Source organism: Pseudomonas sp. GW821-FHT03C07 (genome assembly GCF_059420925.1).
Genome location: NZ_JBWKUQ010000027.1, coordinates 28603 through 48817, shown reverse-complemented (window position 1 = coordinate 48817; position 20215 = coordinate 28603). Strand labels below are relative to the sequence as shown.

19 protein-coding genes and 1 pseudogene are annotated in these 20215 nt (G+C 62.3%); 13 read left to right on the top strand and 7 right to left on the bottom strand.

From position 1 onward, the window contains the following. Positions 1 to 57: 57 nt before the first annotated feature. Positions 58 to 1785 carry an autotransporter assembly complex protein TamA gene (locus AC07VG_RS31060; RefSeq protein ID WP_495003815.1) on the top strand — a complete coding sequence of 576 codons (1728 nt, stop codon included), beginning with the start codon at positions 58 to 60 and terminating at the stop codon, positions 1783 to 1785. After that, on the top strand, positions 1782 to 5453 hold the full coding sequence (locus tag AC07VG_RS31055; RefSeq protein WP_495003814.1) for a translocation/assembly module TamB domain-containing protein: 3672 nt from the start codon (positions 1782 to 1784) through the stop codon (positions 5451 to 5453). The genes AC07VG_RS31060 and AC07VG_RS31055 overlap by 4 nt, the downstream gene beginning before the upstream one ends. 197 nt (positions 5454 to 5650) lie before the next feature. On the opposite strand, the gene AC07VG_RS31050 is transcribed toward AC07VG_RS31055, so the two are convergent. After that, complete coding sequence (locus AC07VG_RS31050) at positions 5651 to 6646, bottom strand: aldo/keto reductase (protein ID WP_495003813.1); 996 nt, start codon at positions 6644 to 6646, stop codon at positions 5651 to 5653. 105 nt (positions 6647 to 6751) lie between these two features. Between AC07VG_RS31050 and AC07VG_RS31045 the strand changes: the two genes are divergently transcribed. Continuing rightward, entirely contained in the window at positions 6752 to 7663 is a 912-nt protein-coding gene (locus AC07VG_RS31045) for a LysR family transcriptional regulator (protein ID WP_495003812.1), read from the top strand. Between the two features lie 34 nt (positions 7664 to 7697). Here the strand turns inward: AC07VG_RS31045 and AC07VG_RS31040 are convergent, their stop codons facing one another. Further along, on the bottom strand, positions 7698 to 7835 hold the full coding sequence (locus AC07VG_RS31040; protein WP_495003811.1) for a hypothetical protein: 138 nt from the start codon (positions 7833 to 7835) through the stop codon (positions 7698 to 7700). Positions 7836 to 8002: 167 nt separating this feature from the next. Between AC07VG_RS31040 and AC07VG_RS31035 the strand changes: the two genes are divergently transcribed. Next, positions 8003 to 8191, top strand: a complete 189-nt coding sequence (locus AC07VG_RS31035) for a hypothetical protein (RefSeq protein ID WP_495022414.1) — start codon at positions 8003 to 8005, stop codon at positions 8189 to 8191. Between the two features lie 2 nt (positions 8192 to 8193). Here the strand turns inward: AC07VG_RS31035 and AC07VG_RS31030 are convergent, their stop codons facing one another. Beyond that, on the bottom strand, positions 8194 to 8601 hold the full coding sequence (locus AC07VG_RS31030) for a fe2+ zn2+ uptake regulation protein (protein WP_495003810.1): 408 nt from the start codon (positions 8599 to 8601) through the stop codon (positions 8194 to 8196). A gap of 318 nt (positions 8602 to 8919) precedes the next feature. Here AC07VG_RS31030 and AC07VG_RS31025 point away from each other — a divergent pair, with 318 nt between their 5' ends. The 6 genes from AC07VG_RS31025 (at position 8920) to zapE (ending at position 13937) form a co-directional block, all read left to right on the top strand. Next, on the top strand, positions 8920 to 9846 hold the full coding sequence (locus AC07VG_RS31025) for a carbon-nitrogen hydrolase family protein (RefSeq protein WP_495003809.1): 927 nt from the start codon (positions 8920 to 8922) through the stop codon (positions 9844 to 9846). 200 nt (positions 9847 to 10046) lie between these two features. Beyond that, positions 10047 to 10820 (top strand): OmpA family protein, encoded by a 774-nt coding sequence (locus AC07VG_RS31020; protein WP_495003808.1) that lies wholly within the window; start codon positions 10047 to 10049, stop codon positions 10818 to 10820. Positions 10821 to 10835: 15 nt separating this feature from the next. After that, the gene (locus AC07VG_RS31015; protein ID WP_495022413.1) at positions 10836 to 11477 is read left to right on the top strand and encodes a helix-hairpin-helix domain-containing protein; all 642 of its coding nucleotides are present in this window, start codon (positions 10836 to 10838) and stop codon (positions 11475 to 11477) included. Between the two features lie 165 nt (positions 11478 to 11642). Continuing rightward, positions 11643 to 12359: a helix-turn-helix transcriptional regulator gene (locus AC07VG_RS31010; RefSeq protein WP_495003806.1), complete on the top strand. Its 717-nt coding sequence runs from the start codon at positions 11643 to 11645 to the stop codon at positions 12357 to 12359. A gap of 55 nt (positions 12360 to 12414) precedes the next feature. After that, positions 12415 to 12756, top strand: a complete 342-nt coding sequence (locus AC07VG_RS31005) for a nuclear transport factor 2 family protein (RefSeq protein WP_495003805.1) — start codon at positions 12415 to 12417, stop codon at positions 12754 to 12756. Between the two features lie 50 nt (positions 12757 to 12806). Then, positions 12807 to 13937 (top strand): cell division protein ZapE, encoded by a 1131-nt coding sequence (zapE, locus tag AC07VG_RS31000; protein ID WP_495003804.1) that lies wholly within the window; start codon positions 12807 to 12809, stop codon positions 13935 to 13937. Here the strand turns inward: zapE and AC07VG_RS30995 are convergent. After that, positions 13909 to 15162: an MgtC/SapB family protein gene (locus tag AC07VG_RS30995; RefSeq protein WP_495022412.1), complete on the bottom strand. Its 1254-nt coding sequence runs from the start codon at positions 15160 to 15162 to the stop codon at positions 13909 to 13911. The two genes, zapE and AC07VG_RS30995, sit on opposite strands and share 29 nt — an antisense overlap. Positions 15163 to 15420: 258 nt before the next feature. On the opposite strand from AC07VG_RS30995, the gene AC07VG_RS30990 reads away from it, so the two are divergent. Next, positions 15421 to 16335, top strand: a complete 915-nt coding sequence (locus AC07VG_RS30990; RefSeq protein ID WP_495022411.1) for a universal stress protein — start codon at positions 15421 to 15423, stop codon at positions 16333 to 16335. A 60-nt stretch (positions 16336 to 16395) separates the two neighbouring features. Here the strand turns inward: AC07VG_RS30990 and AC07VG_RS30985 are convergent, their stop codons facing one another. Both AC07VG_RS30985 and fnr read right to left on the bottom strand, forming a co-directional pair. After that, the gene (locus AC07VG_RS30985; protein ID WP_495003801.1) at positions 16396 to 16959 is read right to left on the bottom strand and encodes a GNAT family N-acetyltransferase; all 564 of its coding nucleotides are present in this window, start codon (positions 16957 to 16959) and stop codon (positions 16396 to 16398) included. A gap of 111 nt (positions 16960 to 17070) precedes the next feature. After that, on the bottom strand, positions 17071 to 17826 hold the full coding sequence (gene fnr / locus AC07VG_RS30980; protein ID WP_495003800.1) for a fumarate/nitrate reduction transcriptional regulator Fnr: 756 nt from the start codon (positions 17824 to 17826) through the stop codon (positions 17071 to 17073). A gap of 182 nt (positions 17827 to 18008) precedes the next feature. Here fnr and AC07VG_RS30975 point away from each other — a divergent pair, with 182 nt between their 5' ends. Then, positions 18009 to 18911, top strand: coding sequence for a universal stress protein (locus AC07VG_RS30975; protein WP_495022410.1), 903 nt, complete (start codon positions 18009 to 18011; stop codon positions 18909 to 18911). Positions 18912 to 18961: 50 nt separating this feature from the next. Here AC07VG_RS30975 and AC07VG_RS30970 read toward each other — a convergent pair. Next, positions 18962 to 19081 (bottom strand): annotated as a pseudogene (locus tag AC07VG_RS30970) (NAD(P)-dependent alcohol dehydrogenase); the annotation flags it as partial. A gap of 170 nt (positions 19082 to 19251) precedes the next feature. Here AC07VG_RS30970 and AC07VG_RS30965 point away from each other — a divergent pair. Continuing rightward, the gene (locus AC07VG_RS30965) at positions 19252 to 20172 is read left to right on the top strand and encodes a universal stress protein (RefSeq protein WP_495003798.1); all 921 of its coding nucleotides are present in this window, start codon (positions 19252 to 19254) and stop codon (positions 20170 to 20172) included. Positions 20173 to 20215: the final 43 nt, after the last annotated feature.

Here is a 20215-nt window from a genome sequence, read left to right as displayed (position 1 = left end):
CGGTCGGTTTCGCGTTCTATGACGGCCTTAACCCAGCCCGTGATAGCATCCGCGCCTATGATGTTTCCCCTAAGATTGACCGGCGGTTTGCTCCTGCTTTGTTGCAGCATCGCGGCCCTGGCGCAAAGTGAACTCGATGTACGGGTCAAGCCGGCGAATGACGAGTTGAAGGCCAATGTGGAAGGCTACATTGGCAGCCTCGGTAACCGTGGCGAAAATGCCCTGCGACGTTTCAGCCGCGGTGCGCAGGAGCAGGCACGCAAGGCCGCCCAGGCGCTCGGCTATTATCAGCCGCGGATCGAGACTGAAGTCGAAGCCGGCAAGACGCCCCGGCTGATCCTCAGCATCGACCCCGGCGAACCGGTGCACCTGCGCAACGTCACCGTGCGCATCGAAGGCCCGGCCGCCAGCCTCAAGGCTTTCCGGGTGCCCAAGAGTGACACCCTGAAACCCGGTGCCGTGCTCAACCATGGGCACTACGAGGACGCCAAGCGGCTGATCCTCAACCAGGCCTCGCGCTACGGATTCTTCAGCGGACGCTTTATCAGTCAGAAGCTGATCGTCGATCCCCAGGCGGGCATCGCCGATATCGAGCTGATCTATGACAGCGGTCCGCGCTATTCCCTGGGTCCGGTGCATTTCGCCGGTGACACCCCCTTCGACGAAGACCTGCTGCATCGCATGGTGCCGTTCAAGGCCGGAACCCCTTACGATTCCGAACTGATTGCCGAGCTCAACCAGGCCCTGCAATCGAGCGGCTACTTCGAAGGCGTGCGGGTGGACGCGGCCCCGATGGCGGCCAAGGAGCAGGTGATTCCGGTGGAGGTTCAGCTCGATACCCGTAAGCCGCGCACCATGGGCCTGGGCCTGGGGTATTCGACTGACGTCGGGCCCCGCGTCAAGGCCAACTGGACCCGCCACTGGGTCAATGCCCAGGGTGACAGCTACGGCATTGAAAGCGAGGTGTCCGCGCCCCGGCAGAATATCGGCCTCTGGTACGACCATCCGCTGGACCCGCCGCTCACCGACAAGCTGCGTTGGGCCGCCGGCTACCAGTACGAAGAAATCGCCAATACCGACAGCCTGAGCAAGTTGTTCACCATCGGCCCGGAATGGCACAGCAAATTACCCAGCGGCTGGCAGCGGGTGATTTCGCTCAAGTGGCAGCGTGAGGAGTATCGCCTCGGCGATGACTCGGGCCTGAGTACTTTGCTGATGCCAGGCATCAATTATTCTTACCTGCGCAGCGACAACCGTATCGATCCGCACCACGGCTATCGTCTGGAGTTCGACAGCAAGGTCGCCAAGGAAGGCCTGGCCTCGGACAATAACCTGTTGTACGGCACGGCGACGCTCAAGGGCTTGACCACGGTCTGGGATAACCATCGCTTCCTTGGTCGGATCCAGTTCGGTGGCAGCGCCACCAACGGCTACAGGAACGTGCCGCCGTCCCTGCGTTTCTTCGCCGGTGGCGACCAGAGCGTGCGCGGCTACGACTACCAGAGCCTGTCGCCGGAAAACGCCGAGGGTGACCGCGTCGGTGGGCGCTACATGGTGGCCGGCAGTCTTGAATACCAATATTCCATCGCCGAGAAATGGCGGGTCGCGACCTTCGTCGACCAGGGCAACTCGTTCAACACCCTGGACTTGCCAAGCCTCAAGACCGGCGTCGGCATCGGCGTGCGCTGGGTTTCGCCGGTGGGGCCGATCCGCCTCGACCTGGCCCATGCGCTGGACGATCCCGGCGGTATCCGTTTGCACTTTTCCATGGGGCCTGAGTTGTGAAGCGGGGTTTGAAAGTACTCGGCCTGGCGGTTGTCTTGCTGATCCTGCTGTTGCTGGTGTCGTTGGGGTTGCTGTTGGGAACCCAGGTCGGCAGTCGTTGGGCGTTGGCGCAAGTGCCGGGCTTGAGCGTGGAAAATTTCCAGGGCCATTTGGGTGGCCAGTGGCGTGCCGATTATTTGCTCTGGCAACAAGGCGCTAATCGGGTCGAATTGCAGCAGCCGCGTTTCAATTGGTCACCGCTGTGCCTGACGCACTTTGTGCTGTGTGTCGATCAGTTGGAAGTCGATCGGGTCGAGCTGCGGTTCGAACCGGGCGCGCCGGCCGAGAGCGGGCCGCTGAGCTTGCCGACGCTGAAATTGCCGGTGGCGATCGAGTTGCGCCAGGTGCGTATCGGCAGCCTGTGGCTCGATGGCAGCGAGCAGCTCAAGGAGTTGCAACTGGCCGCGCACTGGACCGCCCAGGGCTTGCAGATCGATACCGTGCATCTGCGGCACGATGACCTCAGCCTGGACCTGTCCGGGCTGCTGCAACCGAGCGGCGACTGGCCACTGACGGCCGAGGGCAAGTTGCTGTTGCCGGCGCCGGGCGGCGTGCCTTGGGCCCTGGCGCTGGAGGTGCAGGGCGATCTGCTCAAGACCCTCAAGCTCAAGGCCAACAGCAGCGGTTATCTGCAGGGCCAACTGACCGGCGAACTGGAGGCCCTGGCCGAGCACCTGCCGGCCCGGGTGCGAATCAGTGCCGATGGCTTCAAGGCCAGCGCCGATTTGCCCGATACCTTGCAACTCAATCAGCTTGAACTCACGGGCAGCGGCAACCTGAAAGACGGTTATCAGCTCCAGGGCAAAGCCGTGCTGCCGGCCGAACAAGGCTCCGTCGACCTGAACCTGCAAGCTCGGGTCGATGCGCAGGGCGCACAGATCGCCGCGCTGGACCTGACGGCCGATGCCAGGCAGCGGCTGAAACTCAGCGCCGAACTGGACTGGCAGAAGGGCTTCAGCGCCGATGCCAAGGTCGACTGGCTGGACTTCCCCTGGCACCGCCTGTACCCGCTGATCGAGGAGCCGGCGGTCAAGGCACGGACCCTGATCGGCGAAGTGCATTACCGCGATGGCAACTACCTGGGCTATGTCCAGGCCGACCTCGACGGCCCGGCGGGCAAGTTCAGCCTGCTGACGCCGTTCAGTGGCGACCTGAAACAGATCGCCCTGCCGCAGCTTGAACTGACGGCGGGGCAGGGCAAGGCCAGCGGGCACCTGAACCTGCAATTTGCCGACGGTATCGCCTGGGACAGCGCGTTGGACCTCAGTGCACTCAACCCGGCGTACTGGCTGGCGGAGTTGCCCGGGACCCTGGCTGGGCCGCTGCGCAGCAAGGGCGAATTGAAGAACCAGCAGCTTGTCCTTGAGGCCAATATCGACCTCAAGGGCAAACTGCGCGGGCAACCGGCGCAGCTCCAGGCCAAGGCCAGCGGCAAAGGCGCGCAATGGACCCTCGGCGCCCTGGATATCCGCCTGGGCGACAACCGCATCCAGGGCAGCGGCAGTCTGCAACAACGCCTGGCCGGGCAGCTCGATCTCAACCTGCCGCGCCTGGGCCAGCTCTGGCCGCAATTGCGTGGGCAGGTCAAAGGTCGAGTCGATCTCGCCGGCAGCCTCAAGGCGCCGCAAGGCAAGGTCAGCCTGCACGGCCAGCAACTGCTGTTCGCCGATAACCGCCTGCGGGACTTCAGTCTCGAGGCCAACCTCGACAGCGCCCAACGGGGCCGGTTGGACCTCAAGGGCGACGGTATCCAGGTCGGCGACACGGCCCTGGGCACCCTGACCTTGCAAGGGCAGGGCGATCTCAAGCGTCAGCAGGCGCAACTCGATCTGCAAGGGCCGCTGTTGAAGCTGGCCCTGGACCTGGACGGCGCCCTCGACAAAGGCAACTGGCGCGGACGCCTGGTCTCCGGCGATGTACAGACCGGCGGCCAGGACTGGAAACTGCAGAATCCGGCCAAACTCGAATACCTCGCCGATGGCCGGCTGAACTTCGGCAGCCACTGCTGGCTGTCGGGGCAGGCCAGCCTCTGTGGCGAGGATCAGCGGCTGATGCCCGAGCCGCGTTTGCGTTATCACCTCAAGCAGTTTCCCCTGGAGAGCCTGGGGCAATGGTTGCCCCGCGACTTCGCCTGGCAGGGCCGGCTCAATGCCGATCTGCAACTGGACCTGCCGGCCAGCGGCCCCAAGGGGCAGATCATGATCGATGCCAGCGGCGGCACCTTGCGCCTGCGCGAACGGCGCAAGTGGCTGGATTTCCCCTACGAGACCCTCAAACTGACCAGCAACCTGACCCCGCGACGGGTCGACACGCTGGTGGATTTTCGCGGTGGCAAACTCGGCGAACTGATGCTCCAGGCGCAGATCAATCCTCTGGTGAAGAATAAGCCCCTGACTGGCGATTTCCGCCTCAGTGGCCTCGACCTCAGCGTGGCCCGGCCGTTCGTGCGTAAGGTCGAGACCCTGGCCGGGCGCCTGGATGGCAGCGGGCGTTTGTCTGGTGGCTTGCTGGCGCCCAAGGTCAACGGCAACCTGACCCTGAGTGGCGGCGAGATTTCCGGCGCGGAAGTGCCCACCACGGTCAAGGACTTGCAGGTACAGGCGCAGATTGCCGGGGAAAACGTCCAGCTCAAGGGCCGTTGGACCGGCGGCGATGCCGGGCACGGCAGCCTCAGCGGGCACATCGACTGGACCGATGCGCTGCAGCTGGAATTGGCGATCAAGGGCTCGCAGTTGCCGGTCAGCGTCGAGCCCTATGCGGCGCTGGAAGTGGCACCGGACCTGACGCTGTCGATGCACGGCGACAAGCTGGCGATTGCCGGCAAGGTCCATGTGCCCAAGGGCGCGATCACCGTGCGTGAGCTGCCGCCGTCGACGGTCAAGGTCTCGGACGACACGGTGATCGTCGGCCATCAGACCGAAGCGGGCAAGACGCCGCTGACGATGTCCATGGATATCGACGTGCTGGTGGGGGAGGACAAACTCAGCTTCAACGGCTTCGGCCTGAGCGCCGACTTGCAGGGGCAGGTGCATATCGGTGACAACCTCGACACCCGTGGCGAGCTGCGGCTCAACGACGGACGCTACAGTGCCTATGGCCAGCGCCTGACCATCCGCCGGGCACGGTTGCTGTTTGCCGGGCCCATCGATCAGCCTTATCTGGATATCGAGGCGATTCGCCAGACCGGTGACGTGATCGCCGGTATTCGCTTGAGCGGCAGTGCTGAACAACCGACCACGCAGATTTTCTCGGAACCGGCCATGAGCCAGGAGCAGGCGCTGTCCTACCTGGTGTTGGGGCGGCCGTTGAGCACCACCGGCGAAGACAGCAATATGCTGGCCCAGGCGGCGTTGGGCTTGGGTTTGATGGGCAGTTCCGGATTGACCGGCGACCTGGCGAAGAACCTGGGTATCGAGGATTTTGCCCTCGATACCCAGGGCAGTGGCAGCAGCACGGCGGTGGTGGCCAGCGGCAAGATCAGCGAGAAGCTGAGCTTGCGCTATGGGGTGGGGGTGTTCGAACCGGCCAATACCATCGCCTTGCGCTATCTGTTGAGCAAGCGCGTGTATCTGGAGGCGGCGAGTGGCGTGGCCAGTTCCCTGGATATTTTCTACAAGCGCGATTTTTGAGGAATGGCACTCATTCCCGATGTTGGAGAGACGGTTGTATGGGAGCGGAGCTTGTATGGGCGGTGAGCTGGAGCTTTTGTGGGAGCGGAGCTTGCCCGCGAAGAGGCCCTTGAGGCCGCTAAAAGCTTCGCGGGCAAGCTCCGCTCCCACATTAGGTGCCGTTGTGTTCTCGTGGTCAGGGTTCTACGGACGGCTGCTCAGCGATTGAGGCCCTGCATCACCGCTTCCGGATAACGCAGCCCCGCCGTGACACCCGCCGGGAAAATCGCCTCCAGGGCCTGCAACTCGGCCGGGCTCAGCTTCACATCCAATGCTGCCACGTTCTCTTCCAGGTACTTGCGCTGCTTGGTCCCGGGAATCGGGATCAGGTAGTCGCCCTGGGCCAATACCCAGGCCAGCGCCAGTTGCCCGGCCGTCACGCCTTTTTCCGCGGCCAATGCCTGGACCTGCTCCACCAGCCGCAGGTTGCGGGCGAAGTTCTCGCCCTGGAAGCGCGGGCTGAACCGACGATAGTCATCGGCGGCAAAGTCGTCCGGGCTCTTCAGCGCGCCGGTCAGGAAACCGCGCCCCAATGGGCTGTAGGGCACAAAGGCAATCCCCAGGCGTTGGCAGGCGGCCAGGCAGCCGTTGTCCTCCTGGTCGCGGCTCCACAACGAGTATTCGCTTTGCAGGGCACTGATCGGATGCACTCGATGGGCCCGCTCCAGGGTCTCGGCCGAGGCCTCGCTCAAACCCAGGTAACGAACCTTGCCGGCCTTGACCAGTTCGGCCATGGCGCCGACGGTTTCCTCAATGGCCACGTCCGGGTCGATGCGGTGCTGGTAGTACAGGTCCAGGGTCTCCACGCCGAGGCGCTTGAGGGTGCCATCGATGGCCGTGCGAATGTATTCCGGCTTGCCGCTGACCCCTCGGTACGCCGGCTTGGCCGGGTCACGCAGGATGCCGAACTTGCTGGCCAGGAACACCTGCTCGCGTTTGCCGGCGATGGCCTGGCCGATCAGTTCTTCGTTGCTGTGGGGGCCGTACATGTCGGCGGTATCGAGCAGGGTCACGCCCAGCTCCAGGGCTCGATGCAGGGTCGCGGTGGCTTCGCGGGTGTCACTGCCGGTGGTATAGAAATCGGTCATGCCCATGCAGCCGAGGCCGATGGCGGAGACCTGCGGGCCGTTCTTGCCGAGTTGACGAGTGTGCATGGTGTGGCTCCTGTGGGATTTCCTGCAGTGTGGACCTCGACAAAAGCGCGATAAACCGGCTAAAAGCGCTATCACTATTCGTAAAATCCCAATAATGGAGGGCCGATGGATCGCTTCCACGCCATGCGGGTCTTTACCCGAATCGTCGAACTGGGCGGTTTCGCCAAGGCCGCCGACAGCCTGCAAGTGCCCCGGGCCTCGGTGACGGTGCTGGTCAAACAACTGGAAGCGCATCTGGGCGTGCAGTTGCTGCACCGCACCACCCGCCAGGTCAGCACCACCCTCGATGGCGCGGCCTATTACCAGCGCTGCGTGCGGTTGCTGGCCGACCTGGAGGAAACCGAGGCGGTGTTTTCCACGGCCCGAGAGAATCCGCGCGGCACCCTGCGGGTCGATATGCCGGCGGGTATCGGCCGCTTGATCGTGATCCCGGTATTGCCTGAGTTCACCGAGCGTTATCCGCTGATCGAGTTGGAAATCGGCCTGAATGACCGGCCGGTGGAGCTGATCCGCGACGGTATCGATTGCGTGCTGCGTGGCGGCCTGGCCCTTGACGATTCGCTGGTGGCCCGGCCGTTGGTGCGGGTCGAGCAAGTGACCTGTGCCAGTCCGGCCTATATCGAACGCATGGGCATGCCGACCTCGCTGGCGGATCTGGCGGGGCATCGGATGGTCGAGTATTTTTCCAGCGTGACCGGCAAGCGCTTCGGATTGGAGTTCCAGCACGACGGGCAATTGCAGGCGATCGACCTGCCCAAGCGGCTCTCGGTCAGCAGTGCCGACGGTTACCTGGCGGCGTGTGAAGCCGGTTATGGGCTGGTGCAGATTCCCTACTACCACGTGGTCGAACAGCTGCGCAGTGGCCAGTTGTGCGAAGTGTTGCGCGAGTACCCTGCGCCCGGATTGCCATTGAGCGCGATGTATCCGCCGCATCGACAGATGTCGGCGCGGGTACGGGTGTTTGTCGATTGGCTGGTGGAGATCTGTACCCGACCGGGTAACGGGTTTGGGCGGTGAGGGGACGGTTGATTACCGTCCCCGGTAGCGGCGATCAGCGGCGATAGTAGCCGCCACCACCATAGTAACGATGGCCATGATCGTGCCAGCCTCCATCACCGGGAAGGATGATGCAACCGCTCAGGGACATAACGATCAGCAGGGGAATCAGCAGTGTGATTCGACGAAACATGGATAAATCCTCATGGGTGAAGCCGGGAAGCTAAAACATTTCCCCGGCTGTAATATGAGACCCCGTTTGTGTCGTTTCATTCATCGGCCTTTGTAGGTTGTTGGTATGTATTCTGATACAAACTGGATACATTGACGGCTTCAGGCTTTAACTTTCAGGAATAGGTAATGACTCAATCGCAGCGCTTGAAATACTCGATTCTGATTTCCCTGGTGGTGCTGGGGATCATGTTCGGCCTGTCCTATCTGCAAAACACCGGGGTCATCAGCGAGAAGCTGTTCCAGTACATCGCCATTGGCGTGGCGGTGCTCGTGGTGATAATCAACGGTGTGATGCGACGCAAGGTCAAGCCCTGAACTCAGTTGCCGAGATCCGCGGCCTGCGGCGTGGCGTCCTGTAACGCCAGGATCGCGGTCGCATCCGGGTGCAGGCTGTAGCTCTTGTCCGCGTTGAGTACCACGACGCCCTCGCTGCACAGGCGCTTGAGCACCTCGCGCACGCTGAGGAAGGACAAGGGAATGCCCAGTTCCAGCAAATAGCTGTGAACCCCGCGCACACCCAACCGACGATTGTCTTCGCCGGCGCTCAGCAGGGCGTCGATGACTTTGAGCCGGATCAGGCTGGTGCGTAAACCGAAGTGTTTGAGCAACTGACGGATGCGGTTATTGCCGCCGCGTTCGGCAGGTTTGGCCAACATGGCGCCCGAGCTGTAGGAAGGATCGCGTTGCAAAGAATTACCGTCCGTTGACCTGTGCTGGTCGTACATGCAAAAACTCCTTTTCAAAGTCTGATCAGGAATGTGATGTCGGCTCTCCTGGATAAGGACGAGCGAGACGGATAAATCATGAAGCCTCGAATGTAGAAAATTTGTCGGTATCCGGTCACAGACAGGTGATAGCACCTGGATATCCCTCAAGTTTCATCTTCAGACTCGTCTTTGCTGGGCAATGGGCGGGTAGAGGGTGTCTTGTCTTTCCTTGAGTGTGATATTTATCCTGTTCATATCATTCAGTTCTGAAAGTGGCTTTATTCATGATCCGGGCTGCCATGACAATCGGCACCACACCTTCATGGAGTTCATGTCATGCCCAAGTCCATCGTTGCCGCGCTGCAAATCGGTTCCCTGCCGGGAGGCAAGGGAGACACCCTGGAACAGATCCTTGGCTATGAGCGCGCGATCATCGACGCCGGCGCCTGCCTGGTGGTGATGCCCGAAGCCTTGCTGGGTGGCTACCCCAAGGGCGAAACCTTCGGCACCCAGTTGGGTTATCGGTTGCCCGAGGGCCGTGAGGCTTTCGCTCGTTATCACGCCAATGCCATCGATGTACCGGGCGCCGAGACCGACGCCCTGGCGCAGTTGTCCGCCCGCACCGGGGCGAGCCTGGTGCTCGGGGTCATCGAGCGCGCGGGGTCTACCTTGTATTGCACGGTGCTGTTCTTCGAGCCCCAGGCTGGACTGGTGGCCAAGCACCGCAAGCTGATGCCTACCGGCACCGAGCGGCTGATCTGGGGCAAGGGCGATGGTTCGACCTTGCCCGTGGTAGAGGGCAAGGCCGGGCGGATCGGTTCGGCGGTCTGTTGGGAAAACTACATGCCGCTGCTGCGCACGGCCATGTATGCCAAGGGCGTTGAGGTCTGGTGTGCGCCGACGGTGGATGAGCGGGAGATGTGGCAGGTCACGATGCGCCATATCGCCTGTGAAGGCCGCTGCTTCGTGGTCACCGCCTGCCAGGTGCAGCCTTCGCCAGAGGACCTGGGCATCGAGGTGGCCAACTGGCCGGCGCAGCGGCCGTTGATCAACGGTGGCAGCCTGATTGTCGGGCCCATGGGCGAGGTGTTGGCCGGGCCCTTGGTCGGCCAGGCGGGCCTGTTGAGCGCGCAGATCGACACCGAGCAACTGGTCCGCGCCCGCTATGACTTCGACGTCACCGGCCACTACGCGCGCCCGGATGTGTTCGAGTTGCAGGTGGACGAGCGGGCCAAACCTGGCGTGCGCTTTATCCAGGATTGATCAACGCGAGCGTTGCCACTCTTCGCCGCTGCCCAGAGATTGCCGGGCATCGGCGATCTGGTTGAGCGGAACATTATTTTGACGCGCCCGATAGTAATGGTCGTTATATTGACGGTCCGCGACTATTACCTACACTTGATTATCACCTGCTACAGCATTTTTCGCAGTCCGTTGGTTTTTCTACGTTAAGGAGAAGACAAATGGCTCGCTCGAAAAAATGGTGGTGGGGTTTACCGTTACTCGCTTTGCTGTGGTTGGCTGCACTTTGGATAACAACGCCTGAAGTCGAACAGGATTTGCAGACCCGCGTGGGGAGTGCAATTGATCGTGCTCCCGTTGCTGTCGCCGGACGTGACGTGACCCTGCCCAATGCAACATCACAAACCCGTGACACGGCTGATCAAACCTATGGTGTCAGACAAGTTGTCGGCACCCTGGGCGAACAGCCCGTGACACCGGCCGATAGCGATATTGGCCGCCCACCCGAAGTAGTCCCCGCCGCGCCGCCCGCCCCGACAACACCCCTTGCCGAAGAGCCCCTGGCCAATCCACCGAGTGCAGTCGGCGCTGTCGATGCCAAGGTCTGCGAACAGCAATTCGCTGCTGCGTTGAATCAATACAAAGTGCTGTTCGACACGGCCCAGGACATCTTGTCAGCGGCTTCGCAAACGGCGCTGGATGCGCTGGTGGCCACCGCCAAACAGTGTCCCGACGAGCAGTTCGAAGTCGATGGCTACACCGACAACACCGGCAAGGCCGCTTTCAACCTGGGACTTTCCCAGCGTCGGGCCGAAGCCGTCGTCACTTATCTGGCTCAACATGGCGTGACCCCGCAACACTTGAAAGCCGCGGGATTTGGCGAAGCCAATCCGGTGGCGTCCAACGACACGCCAGAAGGCCAGGCACAAAATCGTCGGATAGAAATAAAGGTAATGGATGACAGCACTATGACCGCCCCGACTGACGCTAAATAACCAGGAGCAACCATCATGAGTTATTTACTTGAACAGTATTGGGGCTGGATGCTGCTGGCCGGGATCCTCGGCTTGCTGGTGGGCTGGCTCGCCAGTCAGACCGCACCCCATGTCCACTGGGTCGCCGGCTGGTTGCATGCGGCGTTATGGATCTTTGCCATCGGCGTGGTTGCCGCCGTGCTCAAGTTGTTACCAGGGCGTGCTGGGTTATGGCTGGAAAGTGCCTTGCTGTTGTTTGCTGCTTACCTGGTCGGTTGCTGGCTCAGTGCCTGGATTCGCTCCATGCTGGCGGCCGATGCCGCCACCAGCACCGCGGGCTCAAGGCCCGGAACCCGGGCGGCGGTCACCGATGCGGCGGGTATAGGCAGCCGTCCGCTGGTCATGGAAAAACCCACCGGGACACTCGATAACCTGAAGTTGATTTCAGGGGTGGGCCATAAAAATGAAGCGCTGCTGCACGAGCTGGGCATCTACCGATTTTCCCAGATCGCCCAATGGACAGAGCCGCAGGTGCACTGGATAGAGCACTACTTCAGCTTTCCAGGGCGGGTCGAGCGTGAGGACTGGCGAGGTCAGGCGCGGATACTGGCGCAGGGCATTGAAACCGAGTTTGCCAAGCGGGTGAGAAGAGGCGAGGTCGATACTTCTGAAGATTGAAGTCGTAACACGTCAATCATGACCGAACACCGCTCCCACAAAGCTGTGTTCGGCCTTGGCCACCGGGCACCCGTTCGGATGGCGACAAGCCGCTGTGCTCCTGACAATTGCTGACAGGAGGCTCTGCTAAGCTGCGGTCCTTCTCCCAGCCAGAGGTCGCCCACCGTGTCCCGCACTTCGCGCCTACTGACCTTGCTCCAGGTCTTGCGCGCCAAAAGCCGTCCGGCCACCGCCGCGGCCCTGGCCCGCGAGCTGGAGATTTCCGAGCGCACGGTCTATCGCGATATCGCCGAACTCAGCGCCCTCGGCGCGCCGATCCAGGGCGAGGCGGGTGTCGGCTACGTCTTGCGCAGCGGCTTGTTCCTGCCGCCGCTGATGCTCAATGCCGATGAGACCGAGGCCATCGTGCTCGGCCTGCAATATGTCGATCAACGCGGTGACGAGGTGCTGAGCAAGGCCGCCTCCGATGCCCTGGCCAAGATCGCCGCGGTGTTGGCGCCGGCCGCCCAGGAGGCCCTGCGCAATCCGACCCTGCTGCCTGGGCCGCGCGGTTATGGCTACCCGGACAATGCGGTGCCGTTGAATGTGTTTCGCCAGGCCATTCGTGAGCAAGCCAAGCTGCACATCGACTACGCCGACGTGAACAAGGTGCCCAGCCAGCGGCTGATCTGGCCCCTGGCCCTGGGGTTTATGAACGAGGCGCGGGTGGTGGTCGCCTGGTGTGAGTTGCGCCAGGCCTTCCGGACCTTTCGCACCGATCGTATCGCCACGGCCCGGGAGCAGGGCGAGCGTTATCCGGGCCGGCGCAGCGACCTGCTACGGCAATGGCGCAAGCTGTTCGACCAGGATGAACACGAGCGTTTCACTCCTGACAAAAACTGACGGAGGAGTGGTCTAGGATGGTTCCACTTTCTACCAGCAAGGAGCTGTGAACAGCATGACCACTCAAACTTCGCTGCTCGCCCCGGCCATCGAGGCCTATATCAGCGCCGCCAATGCCCGCGACAGTTCGGCGGTGGCCAGTTTCTTCGCCGAGGACGCGAATGTCTTCGATGAAGGCCATCACCGCGTCGGCACCCTCGCCATCGCCCAGTGGATGGACGAAACCGCGCGTAAATACCAGCCCCGGGTCGAAGTCCTCGACGTCGCGCAACGCACCGGCAAGGTGCTGGTCAAGCAACGGGTCTCGGGGACTTTCCCTGGCGGTTCGGTGGAGTTGCGTTACGTATTCCGGCTCAACGAGCAGGGCAAGATCGCCCGGCTGGATATTTCCCTCTAGGACAAGCTGGCATACTGCACGGCTTCCCGGTTGCGAGCCTGCACGACGCCATGACTGTCGATTCTCCCTTGAGTGCCTACCGCGCGGCCGTCGAGCAGCGCGGCTTTCTCCACGACCAGGCCCAATGGCAGGCGGTGCAGACGTTACAGCGCTGCCATGCGGCGTTGCATGCGGGCCAGGTGCCCAAGGGGGTTTATCTCTGGGGGCCGGTCGGGCGAGGCAAGACCTGGCTGATGGATCAATTCCACCAGACCTTGCGCGTGCCGTCGCGGCGCCAGCATTTCCATCACTTCATGAGCTGGGTCCACCAGCGCTCGTTCCAGCTCAGCGGTATCGCCGACCCGCTGCGGGCCCTGGCTCGTGAGCTGGCCGCAGAGGTGCGGGTGCTGTGTTTCGATGAGCTGTTCGTCAACGATATCGGCGATGCGATCATTCTCGGGCGGCTGTTCCAGGTGATGTTCGATGAGGGCGTGGTGATTGTTGCCACCTCCAACCAACCGCCGCCGCAGCTCTATGCCGGCGGTTTCAACCGCGAGCGTTTCCTGCCGGCGATTGCCGCGATCGAACAGCATATGGAGGTGGTGGATGTCGATGGCGGCGAAGATCATCGCCTGCATCCGGGCGTCGGGGTGCGGCGTTACTGGGTCGACCCCGAGGGGGCGTCGGCTCAGCTTGCCGAAGCGTTCATGACGCTGACCGCCGGGCAGCCACTGTCTGCTGAACCGGTGGCCATGGGGTATCGGACTTTGGCGGTGGTGCAGGCGTCACCGAGCGTACTCTGGTGCCGTTATGCCGAGCTCTGCGAGCAAGCGCTGGCGGCCATGGATTTCATGGCGTTGTGTGATCGCTACACGGCGATTTTCCTCAGCGAGGTGCCCAACCTCAGTGCCCGCCAGCGTCCCGGGCGGATCGCCCGCGGCACTGAGGACGCGGCCCGGCGCGTTGATGCCGGCGACCGCGAGTTGCCGCAATTGTCGGTACATGACGATAGCGTACGGCGCTTCATTGCCCTGGTGGACGAGTGCTACGACCGCAAGGTGCCGCTGTACATCGCCGCCCAGGTACCGCTGGATGAGCTGTACACCGAAGGCTACCTGGCGTTTCCATTTCGCCGCACCCTCAGCCGTTTGCGCGAGATGCAGTTGCAGCGCTTCACCCCGCAATCAGCCAACCCTGAATAAGCGTGCCAGCCCACAAGGCCAGCAGCATCAGCAACTGGGCCGGTACGACCCGTCGGGCAAAGGCGCCGCCGCCACTGGACCAGGCCATGGCACATTTGGACAGGGTGTTGGTGCCGAGGGTCGCCAGAATCGGCAAGCGCGCGCCTTCGGCCGACAGTTGGCCGGATTTGACCAGCGCCGCCACCGAGGCCGATGTCGAGTGGACATCGGCCAGGCCACCGAGCATCGAGGCGACAAACAATCCCGAGGTGCCAAAGTGGGCCTGCATAACGCTGGTTATGATAAACAGGCTGGAGATGCCGGCGGCGACCGTCAGTGTCAGTTTGAGGTTGAAGGCATGGCCGACGTTGATCGGCGGACTTATGTCCGCATTGCCGCGCTTCATCAGCCACAGTGCGTAGAACGAGGCCACCGCGCTACCCAGCAGCAGGGGCAGCCAGAGCTGGGCAAGGGTGTGCGGGCTGATGGCACCCAACACCAGGTCGAGCAGGAGCAGGGTGGCCAGGTTCGACAGAATCGCCGCACTGGCGGTCTGCTGCATGAGTTCGGGTTGTTGGCGGGCCCGGTTGCCCATGGCGGCGATGGTCGCGACACTCGAAACGAAGCCGGAGGCGAATCCGGCCAGGCTCAAGCCGTAGCGGGGCCCCAGTACCCGGATAGCAATATGCCCCAGGGCGCTGACCCCCATCATCAGTACCGTCAGCAGGCAGATCGATCTGGGGTTGATGGCTTGGTAGGGGCCGATGAAAGCGTCGGGCACCAGGGGCATGATCACCAGCGCCGCGGTGGCCAGGATCAGCCCATCCTTGACTTCGGTTTCGCTCAATTGGTTCAGGGCGAATCGGTGCAGGCTTTGCCGGAAATTCAGCAACAGGGTCAGAATCACCGCCAGGGCCACCGCCAGGCCGGCCTTGCTGTTGCACAAAGCGCCCAGCAGCAGGACCAGCAGCAAGGCGACCCCGGTGGTCATGCCGGGGTCCTGGGCGCGCCGCTTGAAGTAGGCCATGCTGGCGAGCAGAGCCAGAGCCAGGGTCAGGGCACTGAGCAACAAGGGCCCGCCGAGCAGTTGGCCGACATAGCCGAGCAGGGAGGTCACGGCGAAGGTGCGCAGGCCGGCGAAGCGGCGGTCCGCTCCTTCGCCTTTCTTGCGTTCGCGTTCGAACCCGACCAGCAGGCCCAGGCCCAGGGCCGAGGCCAGGTTGGTGGCGTGAGTAAAGGTTTCCATACTGCGGACCCCTGTGTGTCAGCTCAGGGTGAGGTCTGGCGGGCATCGGGCATTTGATATTCATCAAGGCGGCGAAAGGACAAGGTCATCTTTGTCTGATCGCGTCCGAGGGGCCGCCTTGACGTAAATCAAGCTCGCGAAGCCGGCGCGCTTCATCATGAGCGCACTGTCTCGATCTCCCTTTGAAGGTGGGATTTGCCCGGTGGTATTCAAGTCAGTGCCGCCGTTGGCCGGGAACCTGTTGCCCAGAGGTGCGCCATGTCCGACTACCACCGTATTCTTTTGCTGGCTCCCGCCGAGATGAACCGCAGCCCGGCTTTCGAGCGGGCCACCGAACTGGCCCTGTCCAGCGGGGCGGCCTTGCATATCCTGGCCTTCGATTACGTGCCGACCCTCGATGTGGCCACGTTGTTCGATCAGAAAGCCATGAGCCAGGCCCGCGAGGGCTACCTGGACCTGCATCGCCGCTGGCTGCATCAGGAGGTGGATCGCCTGCGAAGCCGGGGCCTGGATGTGAGCTGCAATATTTTCTGGCGTCATCATCCCTTGCAACCGATCCTCGAGTACGTCCGTGACCTGGGCATCGACCTGCTGATCAAGGATGTCCATCTGGAGTCGGGGCTCAAGCGACTATTCGCCACGCCGCTGGACTGGCAGTTGTTGCGTGATTGCCCGGTTCCCGTGCATCTGGTGGCGGGTCACAGCCACCCGTTGCCGCGTCATGTCCTGGTCGCGGTGGATTTAGGCGGGGAACAGACCGAGGAACGCTTCAACGACACCCTGGTCCAGGCCGGGCTGGCGTTTGCCCGGCAATGCGCGGCGACGTTCAGCCTGGTGCATGTGCATGACAAGTCCCGCTCCTATGTCCACGAGATGGGCTGGGGGACCCTGCCGATGGCCGAGGGCCTGGAAATGGCCAGCCGCGCCGATGAGCAGCAGGGGTTCAGGGCCTTGGCGGAGCGCAACGGGGTCGGAAAAAACCAGCGGCATTTCCTCAGCGGCTCGGTCATCGACACCCTCGGCACCTTTGTCGAGCACAACGCGGTGGATGTCATGGTGATGGGCACTCGTCATTCCCATGGCCTGGACAGTATTCTCGGTAGCACCGCGGAAAATATCCTCTATCGCAGCCCGTGCAGCCTGCTGGCCCTGAGCCCGATGCGTCCAGCCTGAAAGGGCGCCTGGCGAGGACCGGAAACGGTGTCCTTGCCAGGCGGTAACGAGCGGTCAGGCTTACAGCGACAGCCGGTGAATAACCTGGGTCGCATCATCGGGGTCGCGTTCGCGGTTGAAGTGCAGGTCGTCGGCCAGCTTGCGCATGTGCACGTTGGACGCGCTGTCGATGGAGTACATCCGGGTAAAGTGATTCTGGCGCGCCGCCGCGATCAGGTGCTTCATCAGAAGCGTGCCCAGGCCGCGATGTTGCCAGTCATCGGCAACGGTAATAGCGCACTCGCATTCGTGCTCGGCGCCCGAGGCGGCATAGCGGCTGATCCCCACTTCACGCAACTGGCCATTGTCATGGGCCAGGGCCACGTAGGCCACGCGGTTGTGGGTGTCGACATTCATCAACTGGTTCATCAGGACTGGGCTGGGATCGACGATTTCGCCGAGAAAGCGCTGGTGGCGCGATTCCGGGGACAGTCGCTGGATAAAGGCCTTTTCCCGCTCGCGGTCCTCGGCACGCAGGGGTCGGATCAGGACATGGGTACCATCCTGCAGGCTTTCGATCCAGTGTTCGCCCGTCACCGAGGAAAAGTCGGGCAGGTTCAGGATAGGGGGATTGAGGTCGGGCATGATCAGAACTCCTCGAACAGGTACGGTCGTGGGCCGGTATCGGTGTTCTGTTTTTACGCCACGGCGGGTGCCCACGCTTGATTCAAGTCAAGCACGGGCATAACTGCCTGGCTACAACGGGTTACCGTGCTGGCCGCAACCGGCGATCAGCGCCTTCAAGCCGATGGGGTCAAGGATTTTCACCTCCCGTGCATGGACCTCCAGCAGGTTCAGCTCCCGCAACCGGGCGATGCCGCGACTGATGGTTTCCAGGCGCAGGCCCAGGTAAGAGCCGATTTCTTCGCGGCGCATTCTCAGGATGAAGTTGAAGGGCGAGTATCCGCGTAGGGCCAGGCGTTGCGAGAGATTGAGGAAAAATGCCGCCAGGCGCTCATCCGAGTTCATATTGCCCATCATCAACAGCAAACTGTGGTCCCTGACGATTTCCCGGCTCATCAATTTGTTCAGGTTGTGCTGCAGGGAGGGCAGGTCCCGGGACAAGCGTTCCAGCTGCGAGAAATGGATCGGGCAGACTTCGCTGTCCTCCAACGCCACGGCATTGCAGGCGTGGCGGTCTTCACTGATGGCATCCATGCCGAGCATTTCCCCGGTCATTTGAAAGCCGGTGACCTGCTCGCGGCCATCCTCCGAGGTCAGGGTGGTCTTGAAAAAACCCAGGCGTACCGCGTAAAGGGCGTGCAGCGGATCGCCCTGGCGGTAGAGGGTATTGCCTTTCTTGATCTTCACGCGTTGCACGATCAGGTCATCCAGGCGCTTGACCTCGGTATCGTTCAAGCCCAGGGGCAGGCACAGCTCCAGTACGCTGCAATTGGCACACGCTGATTTCAGGCCCGAGGGCCTGAGTTTGAGATATTCCTGATTGTCCACGGGGAATTCCTCTGTATATAGGGGAGAGGGCATCCAATTCGGGAGGAAACACCGATAAAACAGGGGCCGTCGGCTCAGACTAGCAGGTGCGACGGGTTGTTTGAGATAAATCAAGCGAGCGCTCGTGAAGTGGGGCGATGGTAAATCGTGGATTGTCTATTTCCCTTCCTTGGAGCCCCGTCATGAGTGACTATCAACGCATCCTGCTGATCACTGATCCCCACTGCGGTACGACCCCCGCCCTGCATCGCGCGGCAACGCTGGCACGAGCCTGCAAGGCGGGGTTGCATCTGGTGCTCTTCGACTTTGTCGAATCCATCGCGGCGATGACCCTGTTCAATCACGGCGCCGGAACCCTGGCCCGGGAAGGCTACCTGGACAAGAAACGCGAAAAACTTGCCGAACTGGCCCACAGCCTCATCAATCAGGGGCTGCAGGTGAGCTACGACGTGGTCTGGTCGCAACATCCGCATGCGGCTATTCGAGACTACGTCAAGGATATCGAGGTCGACCTGGTGGTCAAGGATCTGCAGGTCGAGTCGCAACTCAAATGTGCGCTGCTCGGCCCCACCGACTGGCATCTGGTGCGCCAGTGCAGCAAGCCGGTGATGCTGGTCCGGCGCGATGCGCCAGCGCGGCCGAAGAACTTCGTCGCGGCGGTGGCCCTGGAGAATATCGGCGACGGCGAAACCACCCGTGATGACCAGGTGATTCGCCTGGCCAGCGAACTGGCGATGATCTGCGATGCCGACCTGGAACTGTTGCATGCCTGCGATATTCCCGCCGGCTATGACCTGATGCAGGAATATCCGTGGGATTCGGATGCCGCGGTGGCCCTGCAGAAACTGCGCAGCGAGGCCTTCGACGACCTTGCCAGGGGCCATCAGGTGCCCGGTCGCCGCCGCCATTTCCTGTTGGGGCAGGCGATCCAGCGGGTGGAGGAGTTTGTCCGCGAACGCGAGGTGGACACCCTGGTCATTGGTCGGTCCCAGGCCGATGCCTTTCCCTGGCTGGGCAGCTTTGCCGAGTCGCTGCTGTCACAGCCACCTTGTTCCGTCCTGGCCTTGGGGACCGACTCGCTCTGAACCCCGCGCCGCCCGCCGGCCGGAGCGAGCCGGCCCAGGGGCGCTGTTCCTCACGGCGTGATGGCGACTTTCATGACCCCGTCGCGCTGGTGGGCGAACAGCTCATAGGCCACCTCGATATTGTCCAGTTTGAAGCGATGGGTGACCAACGGCTTGAGGTCGACGCTGCCGGTCGGCAGGGCAAGCCGCCGGTACTTGATGTAAATCAAGGCCCGGCTGGCCGGGCGCCGCAGAATCGAGGATGACCGATTCTTTTCGGGTGGCTACCTTCAACCCTTGCCTTGTGAAGTTGTCGCCCGCTATCCGGTGCGCTCGACTGGGCGCGCCCTGGAGGTGTCCCTTGTCTTCACGTCCACGTTTACTGTTGGTCGCACCGGCCGAAATGACCCACAGCCCGGCCTTCGACCGGGCGCGGGTGCTGGCCAAGGCCATGGAGGCCTCGCTGACCCTGGTGGCTTTCGTCTATCTCGATGTGTTGCAACAACTCGATCTGCTCGAGGCTGACCAGCGGGAGGAGATCCGTGAGCTGTACTTGCATCGCTATCGCCAGTGGCTGGAGCAGGAAGCCGAGCTGATGCGCGGCGAGGGGCTCGAGGTCACGACCGAGGTCAAGTGGGATCTGCCGTCGCTGCAGGCCTTGTCCAGCTACGTGCGTCAGCAGCATCCCGATCTGCTGATCAAGGATGTTCATCAGGAGTCGGCCCTCAAGCGGATTTTCTTTACCCCCCTGGATTGGCGTTTGCTGTGTGACAGCCGGGCACCGATCCATCTGGTCACCGCGCAGGGCATGGCCCAGCCACGCAAGGTGCTGGCCTGCGTCGACGTCCTGCGCGATGACGTCGCGACGCGGGAGCTCAATGACCGGATCATCGACCAGGCCGCCCGCTTCGCCAAGTACTGCAAGTGCCCGCTGCACCTGCTGGGGGTCTATGACTGGACGGCCCTGTATGTCGCCGATATCGGTATCGGCAAGGTGCCGGTTTCGGTAAGCCCCAGTTATGACGAGCGCAAGCTCAAATTCCTGCATCTGGCCGACAAACATGCCCTGCACAAGGACAACCGACATTTCATTGTCGGTACTCCGGGAAAGGCCATCGTCGAGTTTGTCGGCCAGGATGTCTATGACGTGTTGGTCATCGGCACCGTGACCCACCGTTCGTTCAACAAGCTGTTGGGCAGTACGACCGAAAGCCTGTTGTATCAGCCGCCCTGCAGCCTGCTGGTGATCAAACCCGCCGAACTGCCGGATTTCGCCCAGTAACACGATGAGCAACGAGCGGCTGTCCGGCGCTCCAACATCCTGC

Coding starts and splice junctions, on each gene's coding strand:
- AC07VG_RS31045 (WP_495003812.1), top strand. CDS start 6,752: ATGGATCGCTTCCACGCCATGCGGGTCTTTACCCGAATCGTCGAACTG.
- AC07VG_RS31050 (WP_495003813.1), bottom strand. CDS start 6,646: ATGCACACTCGTCAACTCGGCAAGAACGGCCCGCAGGTCTCCGCCATC.
- AC07VG_RS30975 (WP_495022410.1), top strand. CDS start 18,009: ATGAGTGACTATCAACGCATCCTGCTGATCACTGATCCCCACTGCGGT.
- AC07VG_RS30990 (WP_495022411.1), top strand. CDS start 15,421: ATGTCCGACTACCACCGTATTCTTTTGCTGGCTCCCGCCGAGATGAAC.
- AC07VG_RS30995 (WP_495022412.1), bottom strand. CDS start 15,162: ATGGAAACCTTTACTCACGCCACCAACCTGGCCTCGGCCCTGGGCCTG.
- AC07VG_RS31035 (WP_495022414.1), top strand. CDS start 8,003: ATGACTCAATCGCAGCGCTTGAAATACTCGATTCTGATTTCCCTGGTG.
- AC07VG_RS31005 (WP_495003805.1), top strand. CDS start 12,415: ATGACCACTCAAACTTCGCTGCTCGCCCCGGCCATCGAGGCCTATATC.
- AC07VG_RS31060 (WP_495003815.1), top strand. CDS start 58: ATGATGTTTCCCCTAAGATTGACCGGCGGTTTGCTCCTGCTTTGTTGC.
- AC07VG_RS31015 (WP_495022413.1), top strand. CDS start 10,836: ATGAGTTATTTACTTGAACAGTATTGGGGCTGGATGCTGCTGGCCGGG.
- AC07VG_RS31020 (WP_495003808.1), top strand. CDS start 10,047: ATGGCTCGCTCGAAAAAATGGTGGTGGGGTTTACCGTTACTCGCTTTG.
- zapE (WP_495003804.1), top strand. CDS start 12,807: ATGACTGTCGATTCTCCCTTGAGTGCCTACCGCGCGGCCGTCGAGCAG.
- AC07VG_RS31040 (WP_495003811.1), bottom strand. CDS start 7,835: ATGTTTCGTCGAATCACACTGCTGATTCCCCTGCTGATCGTTATGTCC.
- AC07VG_RS31030 (WP_495003810.1), bottom strand. CDS start 8,601: ATGTACGACCAGCACAGGTCAACGGACGGTAATTCTTTGCAACGCGAT.
- AC07VG_RS30985 (WP_495003801.1), bottom strand. CDS start 16,959: ATGCCCGACCTCAATCCCCCTATCCTGAACCTGCCCGACTTTTCCTCG.
- AC07VG_RS31025 (WP_495003809.1), top strand. CDS start 8,920: ATGCCCAAGTCCATCGTTGCCGCGCTGCAAATCGGTTCCCTGCCGGGA.